Origin of the sequence: Pannonibacter phragmitetus DSM 14782, assembly GCF_000382365.1 — a bacterium.
Taxonomy (GTDB): domain Bacteria; phylum Pseudomonadota; class Alphaproteobacteria; order Rhizobiales; family Stappiaceae; genus Pannonibacter; species Pannonibacter phragmitetus.
The window spans coordinates 46,785-72,514 of the sequence record NZ_KB908219.1 but is presented as its reverse complement, the minus strand read 5'-3'; the positions used below and the strand labels follow the sequence as shown (position 1 = coordinate 72,514).

Sequence of the window (25,730 nt, the reverse complement as noted above, 5' to 3'; positions counted from 1 at the left end):
ATTAGAGGCAAGACGCCCGATCCTCATATCCGCAGGAATGACAAGGGGCCCGCCGGTGGTATCCGGCGGGCCCCTTGTCGGGATCAGGGTCAGGCGTCAGGCGGCCGGCTGATTGGCAGCAGCCGCAGCCCGCTTGGCAGCTTCTTCCTCGACCAGTTCCTTCTTGGACAGCTTGCCCACCATGGTCTTGGGCAGCGCATCGCGGAACTCGATCTCGCGCGGCAGCTCAATGGCAGAGAGGTGATCCTTGAGGAAAGCGCGCATTTCTTCCTGCGTGACCGTGGCACCGGCCCGCAGCTTGACGAAAGCCTTGGGCGCCTGCCCCCGGTACTCATCGGGAACCGCGATCACGATGGCCTCTTCAACACCTGCGTGCTGATACAGGGCTTCCTCGATCACGCGCGGATAGACGTTGTACCCCGAGCAGAGGATGAGGTCCTTGATCCGGTCCACCAGATAGATGAAGCCGTCCTTATCCACATAGCCGACATCACCGGTATGGAGGAAGCCATCCTCTATCGTGCGCGCGGTTTCCTCGGGCCGCTTCCAGTAGCCCTTCATCACCTGCGGCCCCTTGATCACCAGTTCGCCCTTTTCACCCTGCGGCACCGTGCGGCTTGGGTCATCCAATGCACGGAATTCAGCGATGGTGCCCGGCGCCAGCTGACCGATGGAACCGGCACGGCGGCGCTCGTCCAGCGGATTGACCGAAGCAACCGGCGAGGTTTCCGTCAGGCCGTAGCCTTCCACGAGAATGCAGCCGGTGATCGTCTCGAACTTCTCCTTCACTTCGACCGGCAGCGGCGCGCCGCCGGAGATGCACAGCTTCACGCTGGTCAGGTCATAGGAGACGGTGAGCGGCGAATTGTTGATTGCCGTGTAGATCGTCGGGACGCCCGGGAACAGCGTCGGGCGCGTGCGCTTGATAGTATCCAGCAGCAGCTTCATGTCGAAGCGCGGCATCAGAACCATCTGCGCGGCCAGCACGACGGCAAGGTTCTGCGCCACGGTCATGGCAAAGACATGGAAGAACGGAATGACACAGAGCATCCGCTCCTTGCCCTTTTCCGCCGCGTGGAAGATGTCCTTCATCTGCTCGATGTTGGCGGAGAGGTTCGCATGCGTCAGCATCGCGCCCTTGGGCACGCCGGTGGTGCCGCCGGTGTATTGCAGGACTGCGACATCCTCCACCGGATCAATGGCGACCGGCACCGGGCTGGCACCGCGGTTGAGGAGCGCTGCATAGGGCACATGACCCGTGTCAGCCTTCCACGGGGCCCGGTCCTTGCCCTTGAACAGGGTGAAGAGCGCCCGCTTCACCGCAGGCAGGATATCCGCCATCGGGCAGACGATGATCCTGTCCAGAATACCGTCGCGGCGCACCGCCTCAACCTTGTCATAGATGACCTTGAGGTCGAGCGTGACCATGATGCGCACTTCCGCATCGCGCGCCTGAAAGGCGATCTCGCGCTCCACATAAAGCGGATTGAAGTTCACGACCGTGGCACCGGCCTTCATCAGCGCGAAGTAGAAGATGGTGTAGTAAGGCGTGTTGGGCAGGCACAGGCCAACCTTCGTCCCCTTGCTGACCCCCAGTGCCTGCAAACCTGCGGCAACACGGTTCACCAATGCGCCAAGTTCGCCATAGGTCCAGGTCTTTCCAAGGAAGTCTGCAGCCACGGTCTTGCCGTAGGATGCAACGGTCTCCTCCAGATATTCATGCAGCGGGCGGGGCCTGAAAGCCGCAACCCATTCCTCCACTTTCGCCATGGCGGTCTCCAATCGAGATTCTGCGCCACCTGGAAGACCTAGGCCCGGGAGCTTCACTCCCGGCTTGCGCTCGCCAGCGCAACCTCCCTGCCTGCGGCATTCCAGGTTGATACCCCTGCCTGGGGCGTCTTCCTACAGATTTGACGTTCCTTCCGTTTACGTCAACCGGCGACGTAACGGCACCTGCGACTTTTTTTTCTCAGACATCGCAGGGACTGAGCAATTTCAAGGCGTGATACGTCAGCATCTCAGATGCCCAGGTATTAGTAGACAAACAATACAGTGATTTCAGATTTCCGGTTGCATTTCCGCAAGGCGGGAAAAATTATTGAAGCGCATTACCCATAGTTGAAATTGCCATCTCCTCAAAACAACTAGGGGAATCTAATATTCCAGAATCTGCACTTTGACGCAGTGCAACAACGAAAATGGTTGACTGCAGGGCGCGAGCACCAAATAATTAAATCAACAAAAATTATTCGGTGCTGGCGGCAGTTTCATATCAGCCACCAGGGAGGACGCTGAATGGCAGGAAACGTCACAAGCGGGAGAGGCAGCAATTCGGCACAACTGCGCCGTTACAACGAGCGTATCGTGCTGCAGATCCTGCGCCGCGCCGGGGAAGCCTCCAAGGCGGAGCTCGCCCGGTCTGCCAATCTGACCAATGCGGCGATTGGCGCCATCATCCAGGAACTGGCTCAGGATGGCCTGATCGAGGAAGTCGGCAAGCGCCACGATGGCGGACGCGGCCAGCCGGCCACGATCCTGCGCCTTGCCACGCGCGGCGCCTTTGGTTTCGGCGTACGCCTCGGCCGCGCCGGCATCGAGACGGTGCTGGTCGATTTCGGCGGCCGCATCATCGGGCGCAGCTATCACGACATGATCCTGCCGCTGCCATCTGTTGCGGTGGACATGATCCGGCAGGATATCGAGAAACTGCAGGACCTTCTGTCTCCGGCCGAGCGCCGACGCCTGACCGGCATCGGCCTTGCCCAGCCCTTCAATCTGGGCGCATGGCTGCAGCAGCTTGGCCTTCCTGCAGAGAACTTCAAGCCGTGGGACGAGGTGGATTTCGCCGCCAGTCTTGAGGCAGCCAGCGGCCTTCCGGTCTTCGCCGAGAATGACGGCACGGCTGCGGCAGTTGCAGAACTGTTTTACGGGCTTGGCCGTAAGGAAGACAATTTCCTCTACCTTTTCATCGGCCCTGCCATCGGCGGCGGGCTGATCATGAACGGCGATGTGGTGCGCGGAACCACCGGCAATGCGGCGGACGTGGCCGTGATGCCGGTGACGCCAAGCAAGCTTGCCAGCGCCCCGCGCCCGAAAGGCAGCTGGGACATCCTGCTGACCCGCGCCTCACTCGGCGCGCTGGCACGGCATCTGACGCAAGGCTCCGGCCTGCGCCCGTCACGCGCCGAGCTGGAGCAGGCGGTCATCGCCGGGCGGCCCGAAGTGGGGGAATGGCTGGAGGATTGCGTGGATGCGCTATTGCCTTCTGTGCGTGCCAGCCACGCCCTGCTCGACATTCCCCTGATCGTGATCGACTGCGACATCGACAGCGGCATGCTGAGTGCACTGATCGGAAAACTGCACCGGGCGCTCGTCGAAGAAGCGCCGGAAGCGCGCGATGCGCCGCGTGTAGAGCATGGCAGTTTCGGGCAGGACGCGGGCGCCCTCGGCGCTGCCAGCCTGCCCATGTTCTTCAATTTTTCGCCCCGGGCAGAAATCCTGACCGGCGGCCTCAAGGGATCGGCGGGGGTGGGAGCCCTCCGTCTGGAAGCCCCCTCGACAGCTTGAGGGGCAGCCGTTCTGGCCTGAACCGGCCGGGGCCAGAACGGGAGGAGACAAACGGTCAGGGAGGATGACGACAATGATCCGCAAGATGCTTCTCGCAGGTTCCGTATTCGCAGCCATGGGCGCCGTTGCCCCGGCACAGGCCGACACGGTCAACGCCTGCCTCATCACCAAGACGGACACCAACCCGTTCTTCGTGAAGATGCGCGAGGGCGCTGCCGCCAAGGCCAAGGAGCTTGGCATTCAGCTGAATGCCTATGCCGGCAAGGTCGATGGTGACAACGACACCCAGGTCGCGGCCATCGAAACCTGCATCGCCAACGGCGCCAAGGGCATCCTGCTGACCGCCTCCGACACCTCCGCCATCGTTCCGGCCGTGAAGCAGGCCCGCGATGCCGGCATCCTCGTCATCGCCCTCGACACACCGCTGAATCCGCTGGACTCAGCTGACATGACCTTCGCCACCGACAACTTCCTTGCCGGTGAACTGATCGGCCAGTGGGCCGCAAAGACGCTTGGGGACAAGACCGCAGACGCGAAGATCGCCATGCTCGACCTTGACGTGTCCCAGCCGACCGTGGACGTGCTGCGCAATCAGGGTTTCCTGAAGGGCTTCGGCATCGAACTGGGCGACCCGAACAAGTGGGGCGATGAGACCGATCCGCGCATCGTCGGCAATGACGTGACCCAGGGCAACGAGGAAGGCGGCCGCAAGGCCATGGAAAGCCTGCTCGCCAAGGACCCTTCGGTCAATGTGGTCTACACCATCAACGAGCCCGCAGCCGCTGGCGCCTATGAGGCCCTGAAGGCCATCGGGCGCGAGAAGGACGTTCTGATCGTCTCCGTCGATGGCGGCTGCCCGGGCGTTGCCAATGTGGAAGCCGGCGTCATCGGCGCCACCTCCCAGCAGTACCCGCTGCTGATGGCCGCCAAGGGCATCGAGGCCATCGCCGCCTGGGCCAAGGACGGCACCAAGCCGCAGGCCACCGGCGGCAAGGACTTCTTCGACACGGGCGTGTCGCTCGTCACCGGCAAGCCGGTGGATGGCGTCCAGTCCATCTCGGTCGAGGAAGGCAAGAAGCTCTGCTGGGGCTGAGACCTCGCGCATGCGGATCGGGCGGCTGGCCCGCCTGATCCCTGACGTCACAAGAACCAGAAAACATGCCGGAGAAGCTCCGGGCGCCCCGCGGCGCCCGGCGTCTCTCTCACAGCGGGAGGAGGCTTGGCCGTGAGCAAGACCGACAACTTCGAGGATGCGGTAAAAACGCGCCGGGAAGAGAATTTCGCCGAGTTTCAGGATCATAAGAAAGGCGTCCTGCAGCAGTTCCACCATGCGCTGCACACCAACACGGCGCTCGTGCCGCTGCTCGTTCTCATTGCAGCCATCCTGCTTTTCGGCGCTTATCTGGGAGAGAAGTTCTTTTCGCCCTTCGCCATGACGCTGATCCTGCAGCAGGTGCAGATCGTCGGCGTGCTGGCGGCAGCCCAGAGCCTGATCATCCTCACCGCCGGCATCGACCTCAGCGTCGGCGCCATCGCAGTGCTGACGTCCGTCATCATGGGCCAGTTCACCTTCCGCTATGGCATTCCGCCCGCAATTTCGGTGATGATCGGCCTTGCCTGCGGCACGATGATCGGCGCCGTCAACGGCTGGCTGGTGTCCCGCGTCAAGCTGCCGCCCTTCATCGTCACGCTCGGCATGTGGCAGATCGTTCTGGCGGCCAATTATCTTTACTCTGCCAATGAAACCATCCGTGCGCAGGACATCGAGACGCAGGCGCCCTTCCTTCAGTTCCTTGGCACCACGCTGAAGGTTGGCGGTGCGAGCCTCACCTACGGCGTCATCCTGATGATCCTTGTGGTGGCAGTACTCGCCTATGCGCTGCGCTCCACCGCCTGGGGGCGGCATGTCTATGCCGTCGGCGACGACCCGGAGGCGGCAAAGCTTGCGGGCGTCAACGTGCACCGCACGCTCATGTCGGTCTACATGCTCGTCGGCTTCATCTGCGGCCTTGCCGCCTGGGTCATGATCGGCCGCTTCGGCTCCGTCTCGCCCTCGGCCACAACCGGTGTCATCGGCAACATCCAGGCCATCACCGCTGTGGTGATTGGCGGCATCTCGCTCTTCGGCGGGCGCGGCTCCATCGTCGGCGCCTTCTTCGGCGCGCTGATCGTCGGCGTGTTCGAGCTGGGCCTGCGCATGGCTGGTGCCGATCCGCAGTGGACCTATCTCCTCATCGGCGTGCTGATCATTGCCGCCGTCACCATCGACCAGTGGATCAGAAAGGTAACGGCATGACCGAGGCAGTTCTGAAGGCCCGTGGCCTCGTCAAGCGCTATGGCCCCGTTACCGCCATGGATCATTGCGACTTCGACCTGATGCCGGGCGAGATCCTCGCCGTCATCGGCGACAATGGTGCAGGCAAGTCCACGCTCATCAAGGCACTGTCCGGCGCCGTGACGCCGGACAGCGGCAGCATCCATCTGGATGGCGAGGAGATCCGCTTCACCTCCCCCAATGATGCGCGCATGGCCGGGATCGAGACCGTCTACCAGACGCTCGCCATGTCCCCTGCCCTGTCGATCACCGACAACATGTTCATGGGCCGGGAAATCCGCAAACCCGGCCTGATGGGCAAGGTGTTCCGCACGCTGGACCGCAGGGCGATGGAGGACTTCGCCCGCAAGAAACTGGCGGAACTCGGCCTGATGACCATCCAGAACATCAACCAGGCGGTGGAGACGCTTTCCGGCGGCCAGCGTCAGGGTGTTGCGGTGGCCCGCGCTGCGGCCTTCGGCTCCAAGGTGATCATCATGGACGAGCCGACGGCAGCGCTTGGCGTGAAGGAAAGCCGCCGCGTGCTGGACCTCATCAAGGACGTGAACTCACGCGGCCTGCCGATCATCCTGATCAGCCACAACATGCCGCATGTGTTTGAAGTGGCAGACCGCATCCACATCCACCGCCTTGGCAAGCGCGCCACGATCATCAAGCCCTCCGATTTCTCCATGTCGGATGCTGTGGCCATCATGACCGGCGCCATGGAACCTCCGGTCGAGCTAGCAGCTTGATTCTGCTGAACTTCGTTCTCCGCCCCGAAAAAACTGAAACGGGGCGGAGACGTTCCGGAGAATGCGTGTTAGCATTGCGGCCCAACCCATTTTCCTTTATTTAACTCATCGAAATAAATCAGACGGCCGTTGGGGCCGCACTCCAAAAGGGAGACGAGGAGCATGGCCGTTCGCGTGATCGCAGTGGATGATTTCGATCTGGTCGTATTCGGCGGCACCGGTGACCTCGCGCACCGCAAGCTGCTCCCGGCCCTCTATTTCCGCGATCTCGACGGCCAGATCCCCGATGCAGCCCGCATTATCGTCACATCGCGGCGCGAGTTTTCTTCCGGTGAATACCGCGCCTGGGCGGAAGCTGCCCTGCGCGAGCACCTCAAGGATCTGGACGGTGAAGCCCTCACCCGCTTTCTCGGCCGCCTGACCTATGTGGCCATCGATGTGGCGGCAGACGCTGGCTGGGCAGAGCTGGGCCAGATCCTGAACGAGCGCCCGGATGTGGTCCGTGCCTTCTACCTCGCAGTGTCGCCGGATATCTTCGGAACCATCTGCGCCGGGATCGGCAAGGCTGGCCTTGTCAATGACAACACCCGCGTCGTCATCGAAAAGCCGATCGGCAAGGACGGCGAGTCGGCCAAGGCGCTGAACGAGACCATCGGCAAGGTGTTCCAGGAACACCAGATCTTCCGTATCGACCACTATCTCGGCAAGGAGACAGTGCAGAACCTGATGGCGCTGCGCTTTGCCAACGCCCTGTTCGAGCCGCTGTGGAATGCCGCCCACATCGACCATGTGCAGATCACCGTGGCCGAGTCGCTCGGCGTCGGCGGGCGTGCCGGTTACTACGACACGGCAGGTGCCCTGCGTGACATGGTGCAGAACCACATTCTCCAGCTTCTCTGCCTTGTCGCCATGGAACCGCCCGCCTCGATGGATGCGGACAGTGTGCGCGACGAAAAGCTCAAGGTTCTGAAGGCGCTCGCGCCTTTCACCCCGGAGCTGGTGGAAAAGCACATCGTGCGCGGCCAATACAAGGCTGGCGCCTCCTCCGGTGGTGCCGTGCCGGGCTATCTGGAAGAGCTGGGCCGGGACGACAGCCTCACGGAAACCTTCGTCGCCATCAAGGCAGAGATTGCCAACTGGCGCTGGTCCGGCGTGCCCTTCTACCTGCGCACGGGCAAGCGCCTTGCCACCCGCGTGTCGGAAATCGTCGTGCAGTTCCGCCCGATTCCCCACTCCATCTTCGGCGCGGAAGCCGGCGTCATCACCGACAACCGCCTGGTCATCCGCCTGCAGCCGGATGAGGGCGTGAAGATGGAAATCATGATCAAGGACCCGGGCCCCGGCGGCATGCGCCTGCGCCGTGTGCCGCTGGACATGAGCTTTGCCGACGCCTTCAAGGTGCGCAATCCGGATGCCTATGAGCGGCTGATCATGGACGTAATACGCGGCAACCAGACCCTGTTCATGCGCCGCGACGAAGTGGATGCAGCCTGGCGGTGGATCGATCCGATCCTCGAATCCTGGTCAACCGCCAAGGATCAGCCCAAGGGCTACACCGCCGGCACATGGGGCCCGTCCGCCTCGATCGCCCTGATCGAGCGCGATGGCCGCACCTGGTCGGAAGAAAACGCCTGATCCAGCCCGAGCCTGGGCAATCGTGCCGCCCGCATTCTGCTGGCGGCACGATTATACGGATCGCAAATGACATGCCGGAAGCAGTTGCCGCTTCGGCTTAAATCGATTAAATCCGCAGGGCGGCGGGATTGTGATCTGCTCTGGACGCCTCATGCGCCCTTCCCGCCCCGGAACTGAGGGAGAGAAAGTTCCATGACCGTGCATGCCCGCATCGCAGAGGTGACCGAGCGCATCGTCAAGCGCAGCCACGACAACCGTTCCCGCTATCTCGACCGCATCCGGGCTGATGGCGAGAAGGGGCCGCGCCGCTCCACTCTGGCCTGCGGCAACCTCGCCCACGGCTTTGCCGCCTGCACCGTTTCCGACAAGGCCGCGCTCGCAGGCGATGTGGTGCCGAACCTCGGCATCATCACCGCCTATAACGACATGCTGTCGGCCCATCAGCCCTACGAGACCTATCCGGAGTTGATCCGGCAGGCCGCCCGTGATGCCGGTGCCGTTGCCCAGGTGGCAGGCGGCGTTCCGGCCATGTGCGATGGCGTGACGCAGGGCCAGTCGGGCATGGAACTGTCGCTGTTCTCCCGCGACATCATCGCCATGTCCACGGCCATCGGCCTGTCGCACGCCATGTTCGATGCCGCCGTCTATCTCGGCATCTGCGACAAGATCGTTCCGGGCCTCGTCATCGGCGCCCTCTCCTTCGGCCATCTGCCTGCGGTCTTCATCCCGGCAGGTCCGATGACTTCCGGCATCACCAATGACGAGAAGGCCAAGACGCGCCAGCTCTATGCCGAAGGCAAGGTGGGACGGGCGGAACTGCTGGAGTCGGAATCGAAGTCCTATCACGGCCCCGGCACCTGCACCTTCTACGGCACCGCCAACTCCAACCAGATGCTGATGGAGATCATGGGCCTGCATATGCCCGGTGCCTCCTTCATCAATCCGGGCACGCCGCTGCGTGAGGCTCTAACCCGCGAAGCGGCCAAGCGGGCGCTGGCGATCAGCGCCCTCGGCAACGAATACACCCCCATCGGGGAGGTAATCGACGAGCGCGCCATCGTCAACGGCGTCGCCGGCCTGCATGCCACGGGCGGCTCCACCAACCACACCATGCACCTTGTCGCCATGGCCAATGCGGCCGGCATCAAGCTGACCTGGGATGACATTTCCGAGCTGTCCGACGTGGTGCCGCTGCTCGCCCGCGTCTATCCGAACGGCAAGGCCGACGTGAACCACTTCCAGGCCGCCGGCGGCATGGGCTTCCTCATCCGCGAGCTTCTGTCCGCCGGGCTGCTGCACAAGGACGTACGCACCGTCAACGGCACCGGCCTTGATGGCTACACGGTCGAAGCCAAGCTGAACGATGATGGCACCGTCCGCCGTGATGCCGCGCCTGCCGTTTCGGGCGATGAGAAGGTGCTGGCGCCGATGCCGAAGGCCTTCCAGGCCAACGGCGGGCTGAAAGTGCTGGACGGCAACATGGGCCGCGCCGTCATCAAGATTTCCGCCGTGGGTCCGGAGCGTCACATCATCGAGGCCCCCGCACGCGTCTTCAACTCGCAGGACGACCTGCAGGCCGCCTTCAAGCGCGGCGAGCTGACCGGCGACGTGGTGGCCGTGGTGCGCTTCCAGGGCCCCAAGGCCTGCGGCATGCCGGAACTGCACAAGCTGACACCCGCCCTCGGCATCCTGCAGGACAAGGGCCTGAAGGTGGCGCTGGTTACCGATGGCCGCATGTCGGGTGCCTCCGGCAAGGTGCCTGCGGCCATTCACGTGACGCCCGAGGCTTGCGACGGCGGCCCCATCGCCCGTATTCAGGATGGCGACGTGATCCGCGTCGATGCCGTCAAGGGCACACTCGAAGTGCTGGTGGATGCGGCAGAGTTCAACGCCCGCCCGCTCGCCACCTATGATCTCTCGGCCAACCAGACCGGCACGGGCCGTGATCTCTTTGCCCCCTTCCGTGCCCTCGTCGGCACGGCAGACACGGGCGCGCATGTTTTCGGCAGCTGATGCTGCCTCTACCGGAAGGACCAAGGAATGCCGCAGGATACCGCCCGTATTGAAGCTGTCATGACCGCTGCGCCGGTCATCCCCGTTCTCATCGTCGAGGACCCTGCGGCAGCCGTTCCGATGGCACAGGCGCTGGTGCGCGGCGGCCTGCCGGCCATCGAGATCACCCTGCGCACCCCGCGCGCGCTGGAAGCCATCAAGGCCGTTGCCGACAACGTGGAAGGCGCCATTCCGGGTGCAGGCACCGTGCTGGATGCCGCCCAGTATGAAGCCGCCGTCAAGGCGGGCGCCAAGTTCATAGTCTCCCCCGGCGCGACGCCGAAACTGCTGGACGCGGCGGAAAACTTCGACGTGCCGCTGCTGCCGGGCGCTGCCACCTCCTCGGAAGTGATGGCCCTGATCGAGCGCGGCTATCTGCGCCTCAAGTTCTTCCCCGCAGAACAGGCGGGTGGCGCATCCTACCTCAAGTCGCTGTCCTCGCCTCTGGCACAGGTGAAGTTCTGCCCAACCGGCGGCATCACCCTGGAGAAGGCCCCTGGCTACCTTTCCCTGCCGAACGTGCTGTGCGTCGGCGGCTCGTGGATCGCCGATGCCAAGGCCATTGCCTCGGGTGACTGGGCCGGGATCGAGGCCCGCGCCCGCGAAGCGGCAGCCATCAAAGGCTGATACACACAAATATTCTGTATTTTACGGACGTAACGAACCGGCGGGCTTGAAAAACCCGCCGGTTCTTCTTAAGTGCGCCGGGATTTTCCGGACTGTTTTCCAGACAGTTGTGACTTTGGTTCCGCTCGTCTCTTGCGGCAGAGCGAACATGGCCGGCCGATCCGGCGCCTGACAGAAGGAAGTGGTTTTATGGCATTGGATCTGACGTATCTTGCAGCCGGTCTCGTCCTTCTGTTTATTGGCGGTGAGGCGCTGGTGAGAGGCGCGGTCTCCATCGCAGCGCGATTTGGCATGCCGCCGCTGCTCATCGGCCTGACAATCGTCGGCTTCGGCACCTCCATGCCGGAACTGCTTGTGTCGCTGAAGGCGGCCTTTGACGGCGCTCCCGACATCGCCGTCGGCAATGTGGTCGGCTCCAACACAGCCAATATCCTTCTCATCCTCGGCGTTGCTGCCGTGATCTGCCCGATCCCGACCGCCATTTCCGGCATCCGCCGTGACCTCGCCATGGTCACGCTTGTTGCCGCCTTCACGCTGGTGCTGGGCTATCTCGGCCATGTTTCCCGCCTGATGGGCGCGGCGATGTTCGTAACCCTCTGCGCCTATCTTTTCTATGCCGCCGTCTACGGCAAGAAGGAGGATGCGGTGGAGGAGGAGGATGAGCACGCCCCCGTGCCGATGCCGCTGTGGATGCAGCTCGCCTATATCGCCGGCGGCCTTGCGGGCCTTGTCCTTGGCGCAGACCTGCTGGTACGCGGCGCAACGTCCATCGCCCGCGGCTACGGCATTTCCGAAGCGGTGATCGGCCTCACCATCGTTGCGGTCGGCACCAGCTTGCCGGAACTGGCAACCTCCGCCATCGCCGCCTTCCGCCGCCACTCGGAAATCGCCATCGGCAACGTGCTCGGCTCCAACATCTTCAACATCATCGGCATTCTGGGCGCGACCGCCGTCTTTCATCCGGTCGCAATCGCCCCCAGCATCGCCAGCTTCGACATTCCGCTGATGCTGGGCGTCACCGTGCTGCTGGCCCTGATGCTGCTGGGCCTGAAGTCGATCAACCGGCTGGCCGGCGCTGCATTCCTGCTGCTTTACATGGGCTACTGCGGCTATCTCTTCACCCAGATGCCAGGCGTCTGAGGTTCCGGCACATCGCTGCAGGACGCGCCCGGTTCAGGCGCGTCTTGCCATTTGCTCGACCGCACCGCCTGCCGCCACCCAGGCCGCAAAACCTCCATCGAGATGCACCACGGGCTCAAGCCCCATCTCGATGGCTGTCCGCGCTGCAAGCGCAGAGCGCCAGCCCGCCGCACAGAAGAACACAAAAGTCGCCTCACTGGCGAAAACAGGCTTGTGGTAAGGGCTTGCCGGATCGATCCAGAACTCCAGCATGCCGCGCGGGCAGGAAAAGGCGCCGGGAATGGCCCCTTCCTTCTGGAGCTCGCGTATGTCACGCAAGTCGACGAAGACATAGCCATCACGGCCAAGCAGCAGCCTCGCCTCTTCGGCGGAAATCACGCTGACCAGCTCTGCCGCCTCTGCCAGAAGCACATCGATACCGCGCGATATTCTGTGAGCCATGCCAAAGCCTCCCGAGAAACCGGACGAGCCAATCATGCCACTGTCCGCCGCAGAAGGCGACCCATCAATGGCACAAGAAGATTTCACGCCGTCATTCTGCTGCCCGGAAACTGGGGCATGGCACTGTCATGCCCGCGTGCTATACCATTGCCATGATTTGCAGTATGCCTGCGCAGGCAGGATTTTAAATCGATTAAGGAGCTTTCATGTTCACTCCGGACCACTGGCAGTCGCTGAAGTCTCACGCCATTGACCTGAAGGCCACCAGCCTGCGCAACCTGTTCGCGGCAGACCCCAAGCGGTTCGACAAGCTGAGCGTGCGCGACGGTGACCTGCTGATCGATTTCTCCAAATCGCAGCTCACGGCGGAGACCATCTCCCTGCTCTGCCGTTTTGCCCGCGAAGCCGGGCTTGAGACACAGCGTACCGCCATGTTTGCGGGCGAAAAGATCAACGGCACGGAAAAGCGCGCCGTGCTGCACACCGCCCTGCGCAACCAGTCGGACGAGCCGGTGCTGGTGGATGGCGTCGATGTGATGCCGGATGTGCGCGGCGTTCTCGCAGACATGGGTGACTTTGCCGAGGGCATCCGCTCGGGCGACATCGCCAGCGCCTCCGGCGTGCCTTTTACCGATGTGATCAACATCGGCATCGGCGGCTCGGACCTTGGCCCTGTGATGACGACGCTGGCGCTCGCCCCTTATCACGATGGCCCGCGCCTGCACTACGTGTCCAACGTGGACGGCGCCCATATCGCCGACACGCTGAAGGATCTGGACCCCGCCACAACGCTGGTGATCGTCGCCTCCAAGACCTTCACCACCATCGAAACCATGACCAACGCCCGCACGGCCCGTGCCTGGATTGCCGAAGCGCTGGGAGAGGCTGCCGTTGGCGCGCATTTCTGCGCCGTCTCCACGGCGCAGGACAAGGTGTCCGCCTTTGGCATTGAGGAAGATCGCGTGTTCGGCTTCTGGGACTGGGTTGGCGGGCGCTATTCCGTCTGGTCCGCCATCGGCCTGCCGTTGATGATTGCCATCGGCCCGGATGCCTTTGCAGAGTTCCTCGAAGGCGCCCATGCCATGGACGAGCATTTCCGCACCGCACCGCTGGAACAGAACCTGCCGGTGCTGCTGGGCCTCACCGGCGTGTGGAACCGCAATGCCATGGGCTATGCCGCCCGTGCCGTCCTGCCTTACGACCAGCGCCTGTCGCGCCTGCCGGCCTATCTGCAGCAGCTTGACATGGAATCAAACGGCAAACGCGTGACACTGGATGGCACCACGGTGGAGACGGAGACCGGCCCGCTGGTCTGGGGTGAGCCCGGCACCAATGGCCAGCACGCCTTCTATCAGCTGCTGCATCAGGGCACGACGGTGATCCCGTGCGAGTTCATCGTCGCTGCAAAAGGCCATGAACCGGAGCTGGCGCATCATCACGAGATGCTGGTGGCCAACTGCCTCGCCCAGTCCGAAGCCCTGATGCTGGGCAAGACGCTGGATGAAGCCAAGGCGCAGCTGAAAGCCGCTGGCATGGCGGCAGACGAAGTGGAGCGGCTGGCTCCGCACAAGGTGTTCCCCGGCAACCGGCCGTCCATCACCATTGTCCATGACCAGCTGACGCCCTTTGCGCTCGGCCGCCTGATTGCGCTCTACGAGCACCGGGTGTTTGTCGAAGGCGTCATCTGGGGCATCAACTCCTTCGACCAGTGGGGCGTGGAACTTGGCAAGGAGCTGGCAACGGCCCTGCTGCCGATGGTCAAGGGCGAGGCTCCGGCCGATGGCAAGGACGCATCCACACGCGGTTTGCTGGCCGCATTACGTAGCGCTTGACGGAACTTGGCTGCGAAGTCACCTTGTCAGGCGGACGGTGCGATTTATTGGAACCAAATCAGCGCTGATGGGTTACAAAAGTGACATGGATCACCGCAATCTCGTCACTTTGGACTAATATCGGTTGCGGTCTTGGTTGCGGAATCATATCCGCAATTTCGGGAGAAATCAGATGAAGAGATTCGTTGTTCTTGCTGCGGCCGGTCTGCTGCTCGCAGCCTGCCAGTCCGACAGCCAGCGTGACCGCGCCCTGGTCGGCGGTGGTCTTGGTGCTGCAACCGGTGCCGTGATTGGTGCTGCGGCGACGGGCGACGTCGGCGGTGCCCTCGTGGGCGGCGTCATCGGCGGTGCCGGTGGTGCGATCGTCGGTTCGGCAACCACGCCGAAAAACTGCGTGGCCTATGACCGTTACGGCCGTCCGTACCGGGTTGTCTGCCCGTAAGCTTCAGGCTTGACTTGACAGGCAAGGCCTTCCCCATCCATCGGTGGGGGAGGCCTTCTTGTTTTGTGAGAGATCCGTGCCGCAGTTCCCCTTCACCGCCGCAGCGCTGCTGCTTGCATCCGGGCTTGCACTTGCCGCCTGCAATTCGGCAAGCCAGACCGAGCGGGCCGTTGCGGGGGCAGCTGTTGGCGGGGCAGCAGGCACAGGCGCAGGCTGGCTGCTTGGCGGCAATCCGGGCGCAGCCGTTGCCGGCGGCGTGGTGGGCGCGGCGGGCGGCGGCCTGATTGGCGCCCTCACTCCCGGCAAATGCGTCAAGCGCGGGCCGGACGGCATCTATTACCGCATCCCCTGCCCCGAATGAATAAACCATGACAAAACCCCGGCGCCTTGCGGCACCGGGGCTGAGCGCTTTCGACAATTCGACAGTTCAGGCCTTCAGCGCGGCTTCCGGCGCGACATAGTCATAGCCCAGAGCCTCGGCCACGGCCTGACAGGTCACCTTGCCCTTGTAGACATTGAGACCCGGCAGGAAGGCCGGATTGGCCAGCAGCGCAGCCTTGGCGCCCTGATCGGCCAGCGCCAGCGTATAGGGCAGCGTCACGTTGTTGAGGGCGAAGGTCGAGGTGCGCGGCACGGCGCCCGGCATGTTGGCGACGCAATAGTGCACCACGCCATCAACGATGTAGGTCGGCTCGGCATGGGTGGTTGCGCGGGAGGTTTCGAAGCAGCCGCCCTGGTCGATGGCAACGTCCACGACGACAGAGCCATGCTTCATGCGGCGGATCATGTCGGCGGTGACCAGCTTCGGCGCGGCAGCACCGGCCACCAGCACGGCGCCCACGACGATATCCGCGTCCAGCACATACTGCTCAAGCGCAGCCTTTGTGGAATAGACGGTCCGTAAGCCCGATCCGAAAGTGCGCGACAGCCCGGCCAGCACATCGACGTTCCGGTCCAGCACGGTCACATCGGCGCCGAGGCCCAGCGCCATGGTGATGGCATGCGCACCGACGACACCGCCGCCGATGACAACGACCTTGGCAGGTGCCACGCCCGGCACACCGCCGACGAGGATGCCGGAACCGCCAGCAGCCTTCTGCAGCGCATTGGCGCCAGCGGTGATCGACAGACGGCCGGCAACCTGAGACATAGGCGCCAGCAGCGGCAGGCCGCCACGGCCATCGGTCACGGTTTCATAGGCAATGCAGGTGGCGCCGGACTTGACGAGGTCTGCGGTCTGCTCCGGATCCGGAGCCAGGTGCAGGTAGGTGAAAAGCGTGTGATCGGGGCGCAGCATGGCACGCTCAACGGCCTGCGGCTCCTTCACCTTGACGATCATCTCGGCGACATCGAAGACTTCCTTCGCCGTTGCGCAGATCTTGGCACCGGCCGCCACGTAGGCTGCATCTGCAGCGCCAATACCAGCACCTGCATTCGTCTCGACATAAACTTCATGGCCATGAGCCACAACTTCCATGACGCTGTCCGGCGTCAGACCAACACGGTATTCATGGTTCTTTATTTCTTTTGGCACACCAATGCGCATCGTTTATTCCTCTCTGGTAAGGATTTATGCGATGACACTAGAGGAGATGTGATCGAATAGGCTTGCGTTCTTTGCAGCGTAAGCGGCATTTTTGCATTACAATGCGAATTTGGGCGGTATATTCCGCATGTTCTGCGAGGCGCGATGAAATTAGACCGGATCGACAAGCGTATTCTCACCCTGCTTCAGCAGGACGGGAGGATGCCAAACGCCGATCTGGCACAAAAAATCGGCCTCTCACAATCTGCCTGCCTGCGCCGTGTGCGGGCGCTTGAGGAGTGCGGCATCATCAGCCGCTATGCCGCCCTGCTTGATCAGCGCAAGCTTGGGCGGCGCATGGATGTTTTCGTCGAAATCTCCCTTACGGGCCAGTCCAATGAGGTCCTTCTCGCCTTCGAGCAGGCCGTGGGGCAGTCCCCCGAGATCATGGAATGCTACCTCATGGCCGGCGATGCGGACTATCTGCTCCGGCTTGCGGCGGAGGACCCCAACGACTTCGAGCGGCTGCACCGCGAAACCCTGGCACGGCTGCCCGGCGTTTCGCGGATGAAATCCTCCTTCGCCATCCGGCCGATCGTCCGCAAGACCGCCTTTCCACTGGACAGTACCCACCGAAGCACCGGCTGACCACTGCAAGGTCGACGCCAACAGCTCCTTCCGCCTATAGTGCGCGCAAACGACGCATCCATGGATCCGGAGCCTTTCTTGACTGCCGAAATCACCTGTCTGCTCGATGGCCGCTTCGCGCTGGCCGAATGCCCCACCTGGGATGAGCGCCGCCAGAAGCTTTTCTTCACCGATATCAAGGGCAAGGCCATTCACGCTCTCGACTGGAAGAACCGTGAACTGGAAACCTGGACCTTCGCCAAGGAAGTTGGCTCTTTTGCGCTGTGTGAGGATGGGCGGCTGATTGTGGCCGTCTGGGATCAGGTGGTCCTGTTCGATCCGCAATCCGGCGCGCAACAAGCCATCGCCAGCATCGAGGCGGACAATCCGCATACCCGCCTCAATGATGGCAAGGCAGGGCCGGACGGAGCCTTCTGGGTCGGCACCATGGACAACCGTTCGCCGCGCCAGCCGGTTGCGGGGCTCTACAGAGTGGCACCAGATGGCAAGGTGACGCAGATCCTCGACGGTGTGCATGTCTCCAACGGCCTCGCCTGGTCTCCGGACGGCAGGGCCATGTATCACGCCGACAGTTCCCCCGGCTGGGTGGACCGCTGGCGCTTTGATCCGGCGGCCGGCGCCGTGTCGGAGCGCACCCGCTTTGCCCAGCTCACCAACGAGACGGGCCGCCCGGATGGTGCCACAGTCGATTCTTCGGGGAATTACTGGAGTGCAGGCGTTTCGGCCGGCGTGCTGAACTGCTTCTCGCCGTCAGGCGCGCTTCTGGCGAAATTCACCCTGCCCGTGCCGCGCCCGACCATGCCCTGCTTCTGCGGGCCGGAGCTGGCCGATCTCGTCATCACCAGCCTGCGCCCGGATGATGCCGCCAGCATCGAAGCCGCGCCCCAGTCCGGCAGCCTCTTCCACCTGCGCCCCGGCCTGACAGGCCTGCCGTCTTACCGGTTTGGCGCGAAGGGCTGAAACTCAGCCCTCCGCAGGCAGATCCTCCACGTCCGGCTTGCGGACGAAGTCTTTGGCCTCTTCGGGGATGTTGCGCCCCCAGGTGGCCTTGAGGCTGTGGTCGACGGCGATGCGCTCGTCAAAGACGAAGCATTCGCCGGACCACAGGCTCTTCTCTTCCGGCATCTTTTCCAGATAGTTCAGGATGCCGCCATCGAGGTGGAAGACGTCCTCGAAGCCCATGTCCAGCAGCAGCGAAGTGGCCTTTTCGCAGCGGATGCCGCCGGTGCAGAACATGGCGACCTTCGGCTTGCCCTCCAGCGCCTGCTGCGCCTTCAGCCACTGCGGAAACTCGCGGAAGGAGCGGGTCTTGGGGTTGAGCGCGCCCTCGAATGTGCCGAAGGCGAACTCGTAATCATTGCGGGTGTCGATCACGAGCACGTGCGGGCTGGAAATGAGGGCGTTCCAGTCCTCCGGCGCCACATAGGAGCCGACACGCTTGCGCGGATCGACGGTCTCGACGCCCAGCGTGACGATCTCCTTCTTCAGCCGCACCTTCATGCGCTGGAAGGGTTTGCGCTCGGCCCAGGATTCCTTGTGGTTGAGATCGGCCAGGCGCGGGTCCTGACGGATGACGCCAAGCACATGACGCAGGTTCTCTTCCGTGCCCGCGATTGTTCCGTTTATGCCTTCGGCCGCCAGCAGCAGGCTGCCGCAGATCTCATGTTTTTCGCACAGCTCCAGCAACTGGCCGCGCAGATCGCGGAAATCTTCCAGAGGAACGAACTTGTAAAGGGCGGCGACGAGATACATGCGGCAAACCTGGCTGATCCGGCGCGCAACTGCCGCCGTCGTGTTTTCTGAAGCGCCTTATAAACCCGCCCGGTGCCAAAACGCAAAAGGGAGCGCAGCCCTTCCCGCAAGAGAAGGACAGCGCTCCAGTGATCCCGGCTCCTCAGGTCCGGGAAAGGGATCAGCGGCCGCCGCTGAAAGCGTTCAGAACGGTCAGCAGGCTGGTCAGGTTGTCGGAAACGCCGGTCTGGGCAACCTTCTCGGTCGCACCGGCCGCTGCCGTCGTGTCCAGCGTGTAGATCTGCATGATGCCCTGGTTCGCGGCGGCCTGCGCCAGCGAGTTCTGCTGCTGCTGGGCGGCAACGGCGTTCTCGAACAGGATGCCGGTCGAATGCACCATCGACTGATAGAGGGTGCTGATGGCGACAGCCGGAGCTTCGCCGACAACCTTCACGTTCGACTGCGTGACGGCATCGGTGATCATCGGATTCACGGTGGTAGGATCAGCCATGTAATTCACTCCTTCAAGCAGGCCTTTGAAGCTTCAGGCCCGTTACACCCCTTAGGACGCCATCCCGCCGTCTGTGTGAGGTAGATCGGACATCTTTCAATCCCTGACTGTGGATGACGTGAGCAATTTGCTCCGCTCCCCTCTCAGGGCCGGCTTTTGAATGCGTTCAATACAGTAAGCAGGCTGAGCATATTGTCCGGCACATCGCTCTGCGGCGCGATCAGAGCAGGGCTGAAGCCGATAGGCACCTGATAGGGGCTTCCAGGAGCATCTGTTCCCGATCTGGCAGCCCGTTCCAGAGCCTTCAAGTTTTCTTGCGCGCTGCGGGCGTTCTCAAAAAGCAAGCCCGTCGAGTGATGGGTGGATACATGGAGCAGATTGCGCAGGGATGCAGGATGCTCGGGCACGGGCTGGGCGGTGTTGCCTGCCTCCCAGGCGGAAATGTCAGGCCCATCCGCTTCAGCACCTTCCATCTGCCTCTCCCCGATAACCTCATGGCCAACAGAGGTTCAGAGTATCCCTGCTCCACCGCCTTTCAAGCGACGGCTGCGTGCAGCCGGGATGCAAAGCAAGGGCCGGCATGACGCCGGCCCCAGTTCTGGCAGACGCCGGCAACAGCGCCAGCGGGAGGCTGCCCCGTCAGCGGCCGCTGCCGCCCAGCGCGCCGAGAATGGTCAGCAGGCTGGTCAGATTGTCGGATACGCCCGTCTGCGCCACCTTTTCGGAAGCGCCGGCTGCAGCCGTGGTGTTGACGGAATAGATCTGCATGATGCCCTGGTTCGCTGCAGCCTGGGACAGGGTGTACTGCTGCTGCTGGGCAGCGACAGCATTCTCGAACAGGATGCCGAGCGAATGGGCCTGCGACTGGTACAGCGTGCTGAGCGCAACGGCAGGCGCATCGCCAACGACCTGGACATTGGACTGGGTCACGGCATCGGTGATCATCGGGCTCACGGTGGTAGGATCGGCCATCTCTTTTTACTCCTTGAGGCGGGCCAGCACCGCATGCGGCCCTCTACACCTCATAGGACGTCAATCCCAGGCGCCTGTGAGAGAGCGCCCCGGCATTTCTCAGGACTTCACATGACAAAAGGGCCGGCATGAAGCCGGCCCCAATCTGGTCTGGTCTGTGCGTCCCCGGCGGACTGTGGTCAGCTGAAGGACTGCAGCACCGTCAGAAGGCTGGTCAGATTGTCGGACACGCCCGTCTGGGCAACCTTCTCGGTCGCACCGGCAGCTGCCGTCGTGTCGACGGAATAGATCTGCATGATGCCCTGGTTGGTCGCGGCCTGGGCCAGCGAGTTCTGCTGCTGCTGGGCGGCAACAGCGTTCTGGAACATGATGCCGGTCGAGTGGGACATGGACTGATAGAGCGTGCTCAGCGCGATTGCCGGCGACTCGGCAACAACCTTCACGTTGGACTGGGTCACGGCATCAGTGATCATCGGGCTCACGGTAGTGGGTGCGGCCATATTCATCTCCTTGATCTGCGGCGTGGCCGGGTTCAGCCAATCACCTGCACAAGAAAAGACGCCAACTAGCAGTTCGCGTGACAGGTTCCGTGCAAATTAAATCCCAGAACACAAATACAAATCAAAACGCCCCTGCGATTTAATCGCAAGGGCGCAAGTGTTTCACGGTATCAAGATCTAATCAGCGAGGATTTCCTGCCAGATGCTGCTTCATCTGCTCGATCTGATACTGAAGACCCTGCCGCACGGCCGGGTTCGACAGTCCGGCCTTCTGGGTCGCCAGATTGTGACCGATCTGCTCCATCACGCTCAGGGCCTTCACCGCATCCGGCGGCAGCTTCACCAGTTCCTCGTTGTTGGCCAGCAGCTTGGCCAGCGTCTCCTGTTCGCCCTGAATGGAGCTTGAGAGGTTTTTCGCCGCATCACGGGCACTGGTCAGCACCTTGACCGCAACCGCCAGCCCCTCTTCATAGGCCAGATCCGCAGCCTTCTTGCGCTGCCCTGCCTCGATCCCGGCCGCCAGAACCTTCGGCAGTGCCTGGGTGACCTGAGCATAGCCGGACTGCAGGGCAGCGACCTTCAGATGCTCGATGAGCAGCTGGCGCAGCAGCTGCGCCCCTGTTGCAGCACCGCCGGAGCCTGCGTCCTTGCCATCCGCACCACTACCGGCCAAATCTCGGACGAACTCGCCGGTGGCAGCCCCTGCCGCCTGGCCGGAGGCTCCGGCTGCAGCGGCCTCATCCCCGCCGCGCCCCGCACCACGGCCTTCACTCCGCCCGGCGTCGCGCCCGTCTCCGCGGCCACTGTCTGCATCAGCCCCGGAGGCAGGGCCGGCAGGCGGGGTCATCACAGGCACTTTGACCCCGGGAATGGGCACCTCAGGCGGGGTCACCTTGATCACGTCCACCTGAGGTGCCGGAACTCCCGGAATCTGCCCCGCATTCTCGGTGGCAGACTGCACAGCAGCCTGTGCAGGCGGCTGTGCGGAGGGCTGCGCCCCTGATTGACTGCCGGACTGGCTGTCCGGCTGCGTGGATGCCGTTTCAGCCTTGGGCTCAACTCCGGCACCGGTCTCTACGTCCGTCATTTTCGCTCTCCTTTCGGGTCTTGGCCGAACGGCCGGTGCTGCGCATGGACTGGCTGATGAAGGCAAGCGCATCGCGCATCAGGCTGTCGGAATTGCAGGATGCCTCCCTGGCTCCGCGTTCGGCCCCGGTTGCGTCCCCCGCTTCAAACACGGCTGTCATCTCGCAGGTGGTGACCGCCGTCACCTCGCCGCTACCGGCAAGGCTCATCAACTGGCCCGCCTGTCCCAGCGCCGTACGCGCCCAGGACAGTTGCGTGATGACCTGAGGATAGACATTGAAGAGGGTTTCCTCTCCCGGCACATCGCAGGTCTGGCCAATCTCCTCGGCCCAGTTTTCAAGGAAGCACTGGATCAGCACCTCCAGATCGCGGCACAAGCCATCCGTACTCAGTTCCATGACACACCTTCCCAACGGCCGGGCATGATCCGGCCTCTGTGGCACGCTCGCCGTGCCTGTTCTTCAGGATTTCAGCGGCTCGCAGGCCCTCAGGACACGGCCGTCTTCAGGTCGCCGATCACCGTGGAGGCCGAGGTTCCGGCGGTGGTGCTGACACTGCCGTAGACGGCGACGGCCGCCTGCACCATGGCCTGGATTTCCGCCATCAGCGGCACGGCGATCAACTCGCCCGCAGGCCCCTGCGCCGCCTTCTTGATGGCCACCGCCTGCCCGGCCACCGCAATCTGCATGATGGCGTTCATGTAGCTCTCGGCATCCTGCACCGCGATGGCGGTCGTCTGACCGACGCTCATCTCCGGCGGCGTGATGACCATGGCGGGCGCATTCGCCAGATTCTGATAGTTGGTGAAGTTCACCGCCTGCACGATCTGCTTGTTCAGCGCCGAAGTGTCAGGCGGTGTCGCGCCCACCGGGGCATTCGGATCTCCAGGCATTCTTTTCTCCTTTGACAGGTCTTTCTCAAGCTGCGGGGCAAAGGCCGCCTCAAGGTTCACCGGCCTGCCGTTGACGGGGCGCCCCTTCACCGGACGCAAGGTCTGGGACGAGGGCTGGGTCGAAGTCTGGGACGTAAGACCCGCCCGACCGGACGGGCTCGTGTTAACGTTAACGGAGCCCGGCGAACCTTCGCCGGCATTTCCGGGCACCCGCCCCCCCGCCGGAGCAGACCGCGAAACAGCAGCATCTCCGGGATCAGGCGCCCTTGCGGACAGGCGGGAAGCCGGCTTCGCCGTGGCCGGAGCTGTGGCGGGCGCATGTCCGGCCACCGGCGGCTTCGCCTCCACGGGCACCGTCAAAGCCCCTCCGGTTTCGCCTTGCGGGCTGACCTCCGGCGTATCCGGCTGAGTCTGCCCGTCTGCCGCCGGCTTTCCGCCGTGGATCCAGTCGGAAAGCCAGCCGTCCCGCCAGGCTCTTTGCTTGCCTTTCCCCTCCGCTCCGCTCACGGCGGCGGAGGCAGACTGGCGCAGGCGGTCCAGAAACGTTTTCGTGGCCATGGCACAGCTCCCTCATCGCGCCCCGGCCAGACCGGAGCACCTGTGAGCACCTAAGGACGGACTGGAAAAAACCGCCGCCCTGATGTTACTGGCCCACTTCCATGATCAGCTGCACCGCCTTGGAGACGACCGCCGTCATGACCTGGTTCAAAGCCTGCTGGCTGTGAACCGCATTCTGGATCGACAGGCCCGTCGCATGGCTGCTGACCTGATAGAGGCTCGCGATGGCCTGGGACGGCGCTTCGGCGACCACCTTCACGTTGGTCTGGGTGACCGCATCGGTGATCTGGGAATTTACAAGCTGATCGGCCATTTCCTGTTCCTGTTCGGTTTGCGATGACCCGACATAAATCTGGACGCGTCAGGCTTTCGTCCGTGAGGGCCGCGAGGGGGCGGTTTTTGACACCCGTTCCTGCGGCTGGTTCCAGTGCTCCTGCCCGGTTTCACCAAGGGCTGCCCTCAGCGTCTGGCGCAGGGTCTGCACCCGCTTGCGCGCCAGCGCTTCCGAGATACCCAGCACATCGGCGATGTCCCGGTAGCTCTGCTCCTCGCAGAAGCGCAGCTCGAAAATCCGCCGGTGTTCGGCAGACAGGGAATTCATGACGGTCATCACCCGGCGCAGGATTTCCTGCTGCCAGAGCAGGTGCTCCTGGGAGGGGCGCACATCCGCAAAACCCGTGTCGTTGTCCTCGTAGATGTCAGCCGAGAAATCCCGCACCTGACGCTCCGAGTTCTTGCGGCGCAACCTGCTGATGTACTCGTTCTTGAGCGCAAAGAGCAGGAAGGCACGCGGTTCACGGATATGGGTCTCTGCACGCTCAACGTGTGAGATCGCCTTGATCAGGGTGGAGGACAGCAGGTCCTCCGCCTCTTCCCTGTCCCCCTTCGTCAGGCGCAACGCCCGGCGCCGCAGCACAGGCGCGTCATCAATCCAGCTGGTCCATAATCCGTTTGCAGGCAAAACACTCGTCATTGCGCGATTCCCGGTTTCAACCACGAAAGTCTTCGACGCAGACCCTCTCACCCTCTGGGCTTGTCTGGATAGACGCAGAAGAAATTCCTTCGTGACAACCTTAGCGGGATTTTTTATAGCCACAAATTAATAATTTAATACTTTGTTAAGCATGATATTCTCGCGTATTCAGTTTCAAAACCTGAAATCAGAAGAACATTTGCCGGTGGGCAGCCATCAGGAATCGGCTGCACGCCACCACACGCATAAGAAGAAAATGAAAAACACACCACCCGCACAACCCTGAATACGCGAAGCTGCGGAGGGCGGAAGGGCATGTACCGCCCGCCAGATCTTTGCAACCAGGTACAACCAAGGATTTAATTCACACTACCGGACAAAAATTACGCCCGGACAGGCGGGCCTGACCGGGCGCAAGAAAAATCATTGATCAGACTGCGCAGGCTTACCAGCGGCTCTCGCAGACGCAGGAAGGCACGTCATCATGGCGCACGGTGATCTTCACGCCATCCAGATGGGGCAGCAGGGCCTCAAGGGTCACCGGCCCCAGCGCGGCCAGAGGCGCGAAATCCAGTGTCGAAATCCCCTTCACCGAGCTGACATTCACATGCATCAGACCGGCGGGATGAGGAACGGATGCAATGATGGAGGCCAATGCCTTGCGGCTGTCCTGATCCACCAGCGGATCCGGGAGCTTTTCAACCCGCTCCGTCAGCAGCTGCTTCGCGGCCTCGACGGCAGTTTCAGGGCTTCCCCCGAAAGCCGGATAGAGGAAAGCAATCCAGACCGCCGACATCGATTCAAAGAAGCCGCCATTCTCAAGCTTGAGGTCAAGCTCATGCAGCCGGATCTGCGCCACCTTGTCCATCTGCGCCGGCTCGGCCAGCAGCGCCGGAAGATCAAACGCCTCAAGCCGCGCCGCCGTTCGCATCCGGGTGCCGCTGCCCATATCGATCTCAAGCCGGTTCAGCGCCAGCTGCTTGCGCTCCGGGTCCAGCTCATAGTCGAGATGAACACTGCCGCGGTTCCTCTCCCCAATCAGCCGCATCTGATAGATCGACTCAGGCATGCCCTCGAACATCGGGATGTTGCGCGCGCCGGTCATCTCCAGCACGAGCTTCTGTGGCGCGATCTCCCGGCCGTCCTCCCCCCATTGCGCGTTCCAGGCCACCTCGTCCGCCTCGATGGTGTAGGTGACCATCCCTTCGGTCAAAGGCAGGGAAACATCCCGCAGAATGCAGCGGCCATTCTCCTCCACCGGCGTCATCGCGGAAAGCGCCGCACCGGCGCGCTCAGTCGCCGCCTTTTCGAGAACGGAAGCGGCATAGGCCACATCGGCAGCGCAGCCAATTTCCGCAGCCTGCGCACTGCCGGCAGCAGAAACGCAGCCCGCAAGGATCAGGGCGCCAGTGGCGAACAGCGATTTCATGGGAACTCCACATGCATGTCATCAGAACCAGAATGCCGGAAAGCTCCGGCCTGTCCTGACAATGCACACCCCCGCCCTGCAGATCCGTGATCTGCATCGC

27 protein-coding genes are annotated in these 25,730 nt (G+C 62.9%); 13 read left to right on the top strand and 14 right to left on the bottom strand.

Annotated elements, in window-relative coordinates:
* Positions 1–96: 96 nt before the first annotated feature.
* Positions 97–1,770 carry a long-chain-fatty-acid--CoA ligase gene (locus tag H163_RS0110345; RefSeq protein ID WP_019964507.1) on the bottom strand — a complete coding sequence of 558 codons (1,674 nt, stop codon included), beginning with the start codon at positions 1,768–1,770 and terminating at the stop codon, positions 97–99.
* 525 nt (positions 1,771–2,295) lie between these two features.
* Here H163_RS0110345 and H163_RS0110340 point away from each other — a divergent pair.
* The 8 genes from H163_RS0110340 (at position 2,296) to H163_RS0110305 (ending at position 12,090) form a co-directional block, all read left to right on the top strand.
* On the top strand, positions 2,296–3,567 hold the full coding sequence (locus H163_RS0110340; protein ID WP_019964506.1) for an ROK family transcriptional regulator: 1,272 nt from the start codon (positions 2,296–2,298) through the stop codon (positions 3,565–3,567).
* A gap of 73 nt (positions 3,568–3,640) precedes the next feature.
* Positions 3,641–4,660, top strand: a complete 1,020-nt coding sequence (locus tag H163_RS0110335) for a sugar ABC transporter substrate-binding protein (RefSeq protein ID WP_019964505.1) — start codon at positions 3,641–3,643, stop codon at positions 4,658–4,660.
* A gap of 132 nt (positions 4,661–4,792) precedes the next feature.
* Positions 4,793–5,863 carry an ABC transporter permease gene (locus H163_RS0110330; protein ID WP_040678621.1) on the top strand — a complete coding sequence of 357 codons (1,071 nt, stop codon included), beginning with the start codon at positions 4,793–4,795 and terminating at the stop codon, positions 5,861–5,863.
* Positions 5,860–6,636 carry an ATP-binding cassette domain-containing protein gene (locus H163_RS0110325; protein WP_019964503.1) on the top strand — a complete coding sequence of 259 codons (777 nt, stop codon included), beginning with the start codon at positions 5,860–5,862 and terminating at the stop codon, positions 6,634–6,636. Before H163_RS0110330 ends, H163_RS0110325 begins: the two co-directional genes overlap by 4 nt.
* Positions 6,637–6,798: 162 nt before the next feature.
* On the top strand, positions 6,799–8,271 hold the full coding sequence (gene zwf, locus H163_RS0110320) for a glucose-6-phosphate dehydrogenase (protein ID WP_019964502.1): 1,473 nt from the start codon (positions 6,799–6,801) through the stop codon (positions 8,269–8,271).
* A gap of 192 nt (positions 8,272–8,463) precedes the next feature.
* Entirely contained in the window at positions 8,464–10,284 is a 1,821-nt protein-coding gene (gene edd, locus H163_RS0110315) for a phosphogluconate dehydratase (RefSeq protein ID WP_019964501.1), read from the top strand.
* Positions 10,285–10,311: 27 nt separating this feature from the next.
* Entirely contained in the window at positions 10,312–10,950 is a 639-nt protein-coding gene (locus H163_RS0110310; RefSeq protein WP_019964500.1) for a 2-dehydro-3-deoxy-phosphogluconate aldolase, read from the top strand.
* A 189-nt stretch (positions 10,951–11,139) separates the two neighbouring features.
* Positions 11,140–12,090 carry a calcium/sodium antiporter gene (locus tag H163_RS0110305; protein ID WP_040678586.1) on the top strand — a complete coding sequence of 317 codons (951 nt, stop codon included), beginning with the start codon at positions 11,140–11,142 and terminating at the stop codon, positions 12,088–12,090.
* Positions 12,091–12,123: 33 nt separating this feature from the next.
* Here H163_RS0110305 and H163_RS0110300 read toward each other — a convergent pair whose 3' ends face one another.
* Entirely contained in the window at positions 12,124–12,531 is a 408-nt protein-coding gene (locus H163_RS0110300; RefSeq protein WP_026355700.1) for a rhodanese-like domain-containing protein, read from the bottom strand.
* A 206-nt stretch (positions 12,532–12,737) separates the two neighbouring features.
* On the opposite strand from H163_RS0110300, the gene pgi reads away from it, so the two are divergent.
* The 3 genes from pgi to H163_RS0110285 all read left to right on the top strand — a co-directional run bounded on the left by pgi (position 12,738) and on the right by H163_RS0110285 (position 15,166).
* Positions 12,738–14,363, top strand: coding sequence for a glucose-6-phosphate isomerase (pgi, locus tag H163_RS0110295; RefSeq protein WP_019964497.1), 1,626 nt, complete (start codon positions 12,738–12,740; stop codon positions 14,361–14,363).
* Between the two features lie 172 nt (positions 14,364–14,535).
* Entirely contained in the window at positions 14,536–14,805 is a 270-nt protein-coding gene (locus tag H163_RS0110290) for a glycine zipper domain-containing protein (RefSeq protein ID WP_019964496.1), read from the top strand.
* A gap of 76 nt (positions 14,806–14,881) precedes the next feature.
* Positions 14,882–15,166: a hypothetical protein gene (locus H163_RS0110285; protein ID WP_019964495.1), complete on the top strand. Its 285-nt coding sequence runs from the start codon at positions 14,882–14,884 to the stop codon at positions 15,164–15,166.
* Positions 15,167–15,232: 66 nt separating this feature from the next.
* Here the strand turns inward: H163_RS0110285 and ald are convergent, their stop codons facing one another.
* Positions 15,233–16,351, bottom strand: coding sequence for an alanine dehydrogenase (gene ald / locus H163_RS0110280; protein WP_019964494.1), 1,119 nt, complete (start codon positions 16,349–16,351; stop codon positions 15,233–15,235).
* 144 nt (positions 16,352–16,495) lie between these two features.
* On the opposite strand from ald, the gene H163_RS0110275 reads away from it, so the two are divergent.
* Together H163_RS0110275 and H163_RS0110270 are read left to right on the top strand one after the other, a co-directional pair.
* A complete protein-coding gene (locus tag H163_RS0110275) occupies positions 16,496–16,978 on the top strand; it encodes an Lrp/AsnC family transcriptional regulator (protein WP_026355699.1) in 483 nt (160 codons plus the stop codon).
* A 78-nt stretch (positions 16,979–17,056) separates the two neighbouring features.
* Positions 17,057–17,938: an SMP-30/gluconolactonase/LRE family protein gene (locus H163_RS0110270; protein ID WP_026355698.1), complete on the top strand. Its 882-nt coding sequence runs from the start codon at positions 17,057–17,059 to the stop codon at positions 17,936–17,938.
* 3 nt (positions 17,939–17,941) lie between these two features.
* On the opposite strand, the gene trhO is transcribed toward H163_RS0110270, so the two are convergent.
* The 11 genes from trhO to H163_RS0110215 all read right to left on the bottom strand — a co-directional run bounded on the left by trhO (position 17,942) and on the right by H163_RS0110215 (position 25,630).
* Positions 17,942–18,730, bottom strand: a complete 789-nt coding sequence (gene trhO / locus H163_RS22635; RefSeq protein ID WP_019964491.1) for an oxygen-dependent tRNA uridine(34) hydroxylase TrhO — start codon at positions 18,728–18,730, stop codon at positions 17,942–17,944.
* A gap of 160 nt (positions 18,731–18,890) precedes the next feature.
* Entirely contained in the window at positions 18,891–19,220 is a 330-nt protein-coding gene (locus tag H163_RS0110260) for a RebB family R body protein (protein ID WP_019964490.1), read from the bottom strand.
* A 143-nt stretch (positions 19,221–19,363) separates the two neighbouring features.
* Complete coding sequence (locus H163_RS23675; RefSeq protein ID WP_019964489.1) at positions 19,364–19,693, bottom strand: RebB family R body protein; 330 nt, start codon at positions 19,691–19,693, stop codon at positions 19,364–19,366.
* Between the two features lie 166 nt (positions 19,694–19,859).
* Complete coding sequence (locus H163_RS0110250) at positions 19,860–20,192, bottom strand: RebB family R body protein (protein ID WP_019964488.1); 333 nt, start codon at positions 20,190–20,192, stop codon at positions 19,860–19,862.
* 179 nt (positions 20,193–20,371) lie between these two features.
* Positions 20,372–20,692, bottom strand: coding sequence for a RebB family R body protein (locus H163_RS0110245; RefSeq protein ID WP_026355697.1), 321 nt, complete (start codon positions 20,690–20,692; stop codon positions 20,372–20,374).
* 181 nt (positions 20,693–20,873) lie between these two features.
* Positions 20,874–21,779: a hypothetical protein gene (locus tag H163_RS0110240; RefSeq protein ID WP_019964486.1), complete on the bottom strand. Its 906-nt coding sequence runs from the start codon at positions 21,777–21,779 to the stop codon at positions 20,874–20,876.
* Positions 21,748–22,176, bottom strand: coding sequence for a hypothetical protein (locus H163_RS0110235; RefSeq protein ID WP_019964485.1), 429 nt, complete (start codon positions 22,174–22,176; stop codon positions 21,748–21,750). The genes H163_RS0110240 and H163_RS0110235 overlap by 32 nt, the downstream gene beginning before the upstream one ends.
* A gap of 89 nt (positions 22,177–22,265) precedes the next feature.
* Positions 22,266–23,228 carry a hypothetical protein gene (locus H163_RS23670; RefSeq protein ID WP_019964484.1) on the bottom strand — a complete coding sequence of 321 codons (963 nt, stop codon included), beginning with the start codon at positions 23,226–23,228 and terminating at the stop codon, positions 22,266–22,268.
* An 85-nt stretch (positions 23,229–23,313) separates the two neighbouring features.
* Positions 23,314–23,541, bottom strand: a complete 228-nt coding sequence (locus tag H163_RS0110225; RefSeq protein ID WP_019964483.1) for a RebB family R body protein — start codon at positions 23,539–23,541, stop codon at positions 23,314–23,316.
* 48 nt (positions 23,542–23,589) lie between these two features.
* On the bottom strand, positions 23,590–24,201 hold the full coding sequence (locus tag H163_RS22620) for an RNA polymerase sigma factor (RefSeq protein WP_081626003.1): 612 nt from the start codon (positions 24,199–24,201) through the stop codon (positions 23,590–23,592).
* Between the two features lie 445 nt (positions 24,202–24,646).
* A complete protein-coding gene (locus tag H163_RS0110215) occupies positions 24,647–25,630 on the bottom strand; it encodes a hypothetical protein (RefSeq protein ID WP_019964481.1) in 984 nt (327 codons plus the stop codon).
* Between the last annotated feature and the right edge of the window lie 100 nt (positions 25,631–25,730).

What these genes read in the sequence shown, in the direction of transcription:
- H163_RS0110345 (WP_019964507.1), bottom strand. Translation starts at nt 1,770, where the DNA reads ATGGCGAAAGTGGAGGAATGGGTTGCGGCTTTCAGGCCCCGCCCGCTG.
- H163_RS0110340 (WP_019964506.1), top strand. Translation starts at nt 2,296, where the DNA reads ATGGCAGGAAACGTCACAAGCGGGAGAGGCAGCAATTCGGCACAACTG.
- H163_RS0110335 (WP_019964505.1), top strand. Translation starts at nt 3,641, where the DNA reads ATGATCCGCAAGATGCTTCTCGCAGGTTCCGTATTCGCAGCCATGGGC.
- H163_RS0110325 (WP_019964503.1), top strand. Translation starts at nt 5,860, where the DNA reads ATGACCGAGGCAGTTCTGAAGGCCCGTGGCCTCGTCAAGCGCTATGGC.
- zwf (WP_019964502.1), top strand. Translation starts at nt 6,799, where the DNA reads ATGGCCGTTCGCGTGATCGCAGTGGATGATTTCGATCTGGTCGTATTC.
- edd (WP_019964501.1), top strand. Translation starts at nt 8,464, where the DNA reads ATGACCGTGCATGCCCGCATCGCAGAGGTGACCGAGCGCATCGTCAAG.
- H163_RS0110310 (WP_019964500.1), top strand. Translation starts at nt 10,312, where the DNA reads ATGCCGCAGGATACCGCCCGTATTGAAGCTGTCATGACCGCTGCGCCG.
- H163_RS0110305 (WP_040678586.1), top strand. Translation starts at nt 11,140, where the DNA reads ATGGCATTGGATCTGACGTATCTTGCAGCCGGTCTCGTCCTTCTGTTT.
- H163_RS0110300 (WP_026355700.1), bottom strand. Translation starts at nt 12,531, where the DNA reads ATGGCTCACAGAATATCGCGCGGTATCGATGTGCTTCTGGCAGAGGCG.
- pgi (WP_019964497.1), top strand. Translation starts at nt 12,738, where the DNA reads ATGTTCACTCCGGACCACTGGCAGTCGCTGAAGTCTCACGCCATTGAC.
- H163_RS0110290 (WP_019964496.1), top strand. Translation starts at nt 14,536, where the DNA reads ATGAAGAGATTCGTTGTTCTTGCTGCGGCCGGTCTGCTGCTCGCAGCC.
- ald (WP_019964494.1), bottom strand. Translation starts at nt 16,351, where the DNA reads ATGCGCATTGGTGTGCCAAAAGAAATAAAGAACCATGAATACCGTGTT.
- H163_RS0110275 (WP_026355699.1), top strand. Translation starts at nt 16,496, where the DNA reads ATGAAATTAGACCGGATCGACAAGCGTATTCTCACCCTGCTTCAGCAG.
- trhO (WP_019964491.1), bottom strand. Translation starts at nt 18,730, where the DNA reads ATGTATCTCGTCGCCGCCCTTTACAAGTTCGTTCCTCTGGAAGATTTC.
- H163_RS0110260 (WP_019964490.1), bottom strand. Translation starts at nt 19,220, where the DNA reads ATGGCTGATCCTACCACCGTGAATCCGATGATCACCGATGCCGTCACG.
- H163_RS23675 (WP_019964489.1), bottom strand. Translation starts at nt 19,693, where the DNA reads ATGGAAGGTGCTGAAGCGGATGGGCCTGACATTTCCGCCTGGGAGGCA.
- H163_RS0110250 (WP_019964488.1), bottom strand. Translation starts at nt 20,192, where the DNA reads ATGGCCGATCCTACCACCGTGAGCCCGATGATCACCGATGCCGTGACC.
- H163_RS0110245 (WP_026355697.1), bottom strand. Translation starts at nt 20,692, where the DNA reads ATGGCCGCACCCACTACCGTGAGCCCGATGATCACTGATGCCGTGACC.
- H163_RS0110240 (WP_019964486.1), bottom strand. Translation starts at nt 21,779, where the DNA reads ATGACGGACGTAGAGACCGGTGCCGGAGTTGAGCCCAAGGCTGAAACG.
- H163_RS0110235 (WP_019964485.1), bottom strand. Translation starts at nt 22,176, where the DNA reads ATGGAACTGAGTACGGATGGCTTGTGCCGCGATCTGGAGGTGCTGATC.
- H163_RS23670 (WP_019964484.1), bottom strand. Translation starts at nt 23,228, where the DNA reads ATGGCCACGAAAACGTTTCTGGACCGCCTGCGCCAGTCTGCCTCCGCC.
- H163_RS0110225 (WP_019964483.1), bottom strand. Translation starts at nt 23,541, where the DNA reads ATGGCCGATCAGCTTGTAAATTCCCAGATCACCGATGCGGTCACCCAG.
- H163_RS22620 (WP_081626003.1), bottom strand. Translation starts at nt 24,201, where the DNA reads ATGACGAGTGTTTTGCCTGCAAACGGATTATGGACCAGCTGGATTGAT.
- H163_RS0110215 (WP_019964481.1), bottom strand. Translation starts at nt 25,630, where the DNA reads ATGAAATCGCTGTTCGCCACTGGCGCCCTGATCCTTGCGGGCTGCGTT.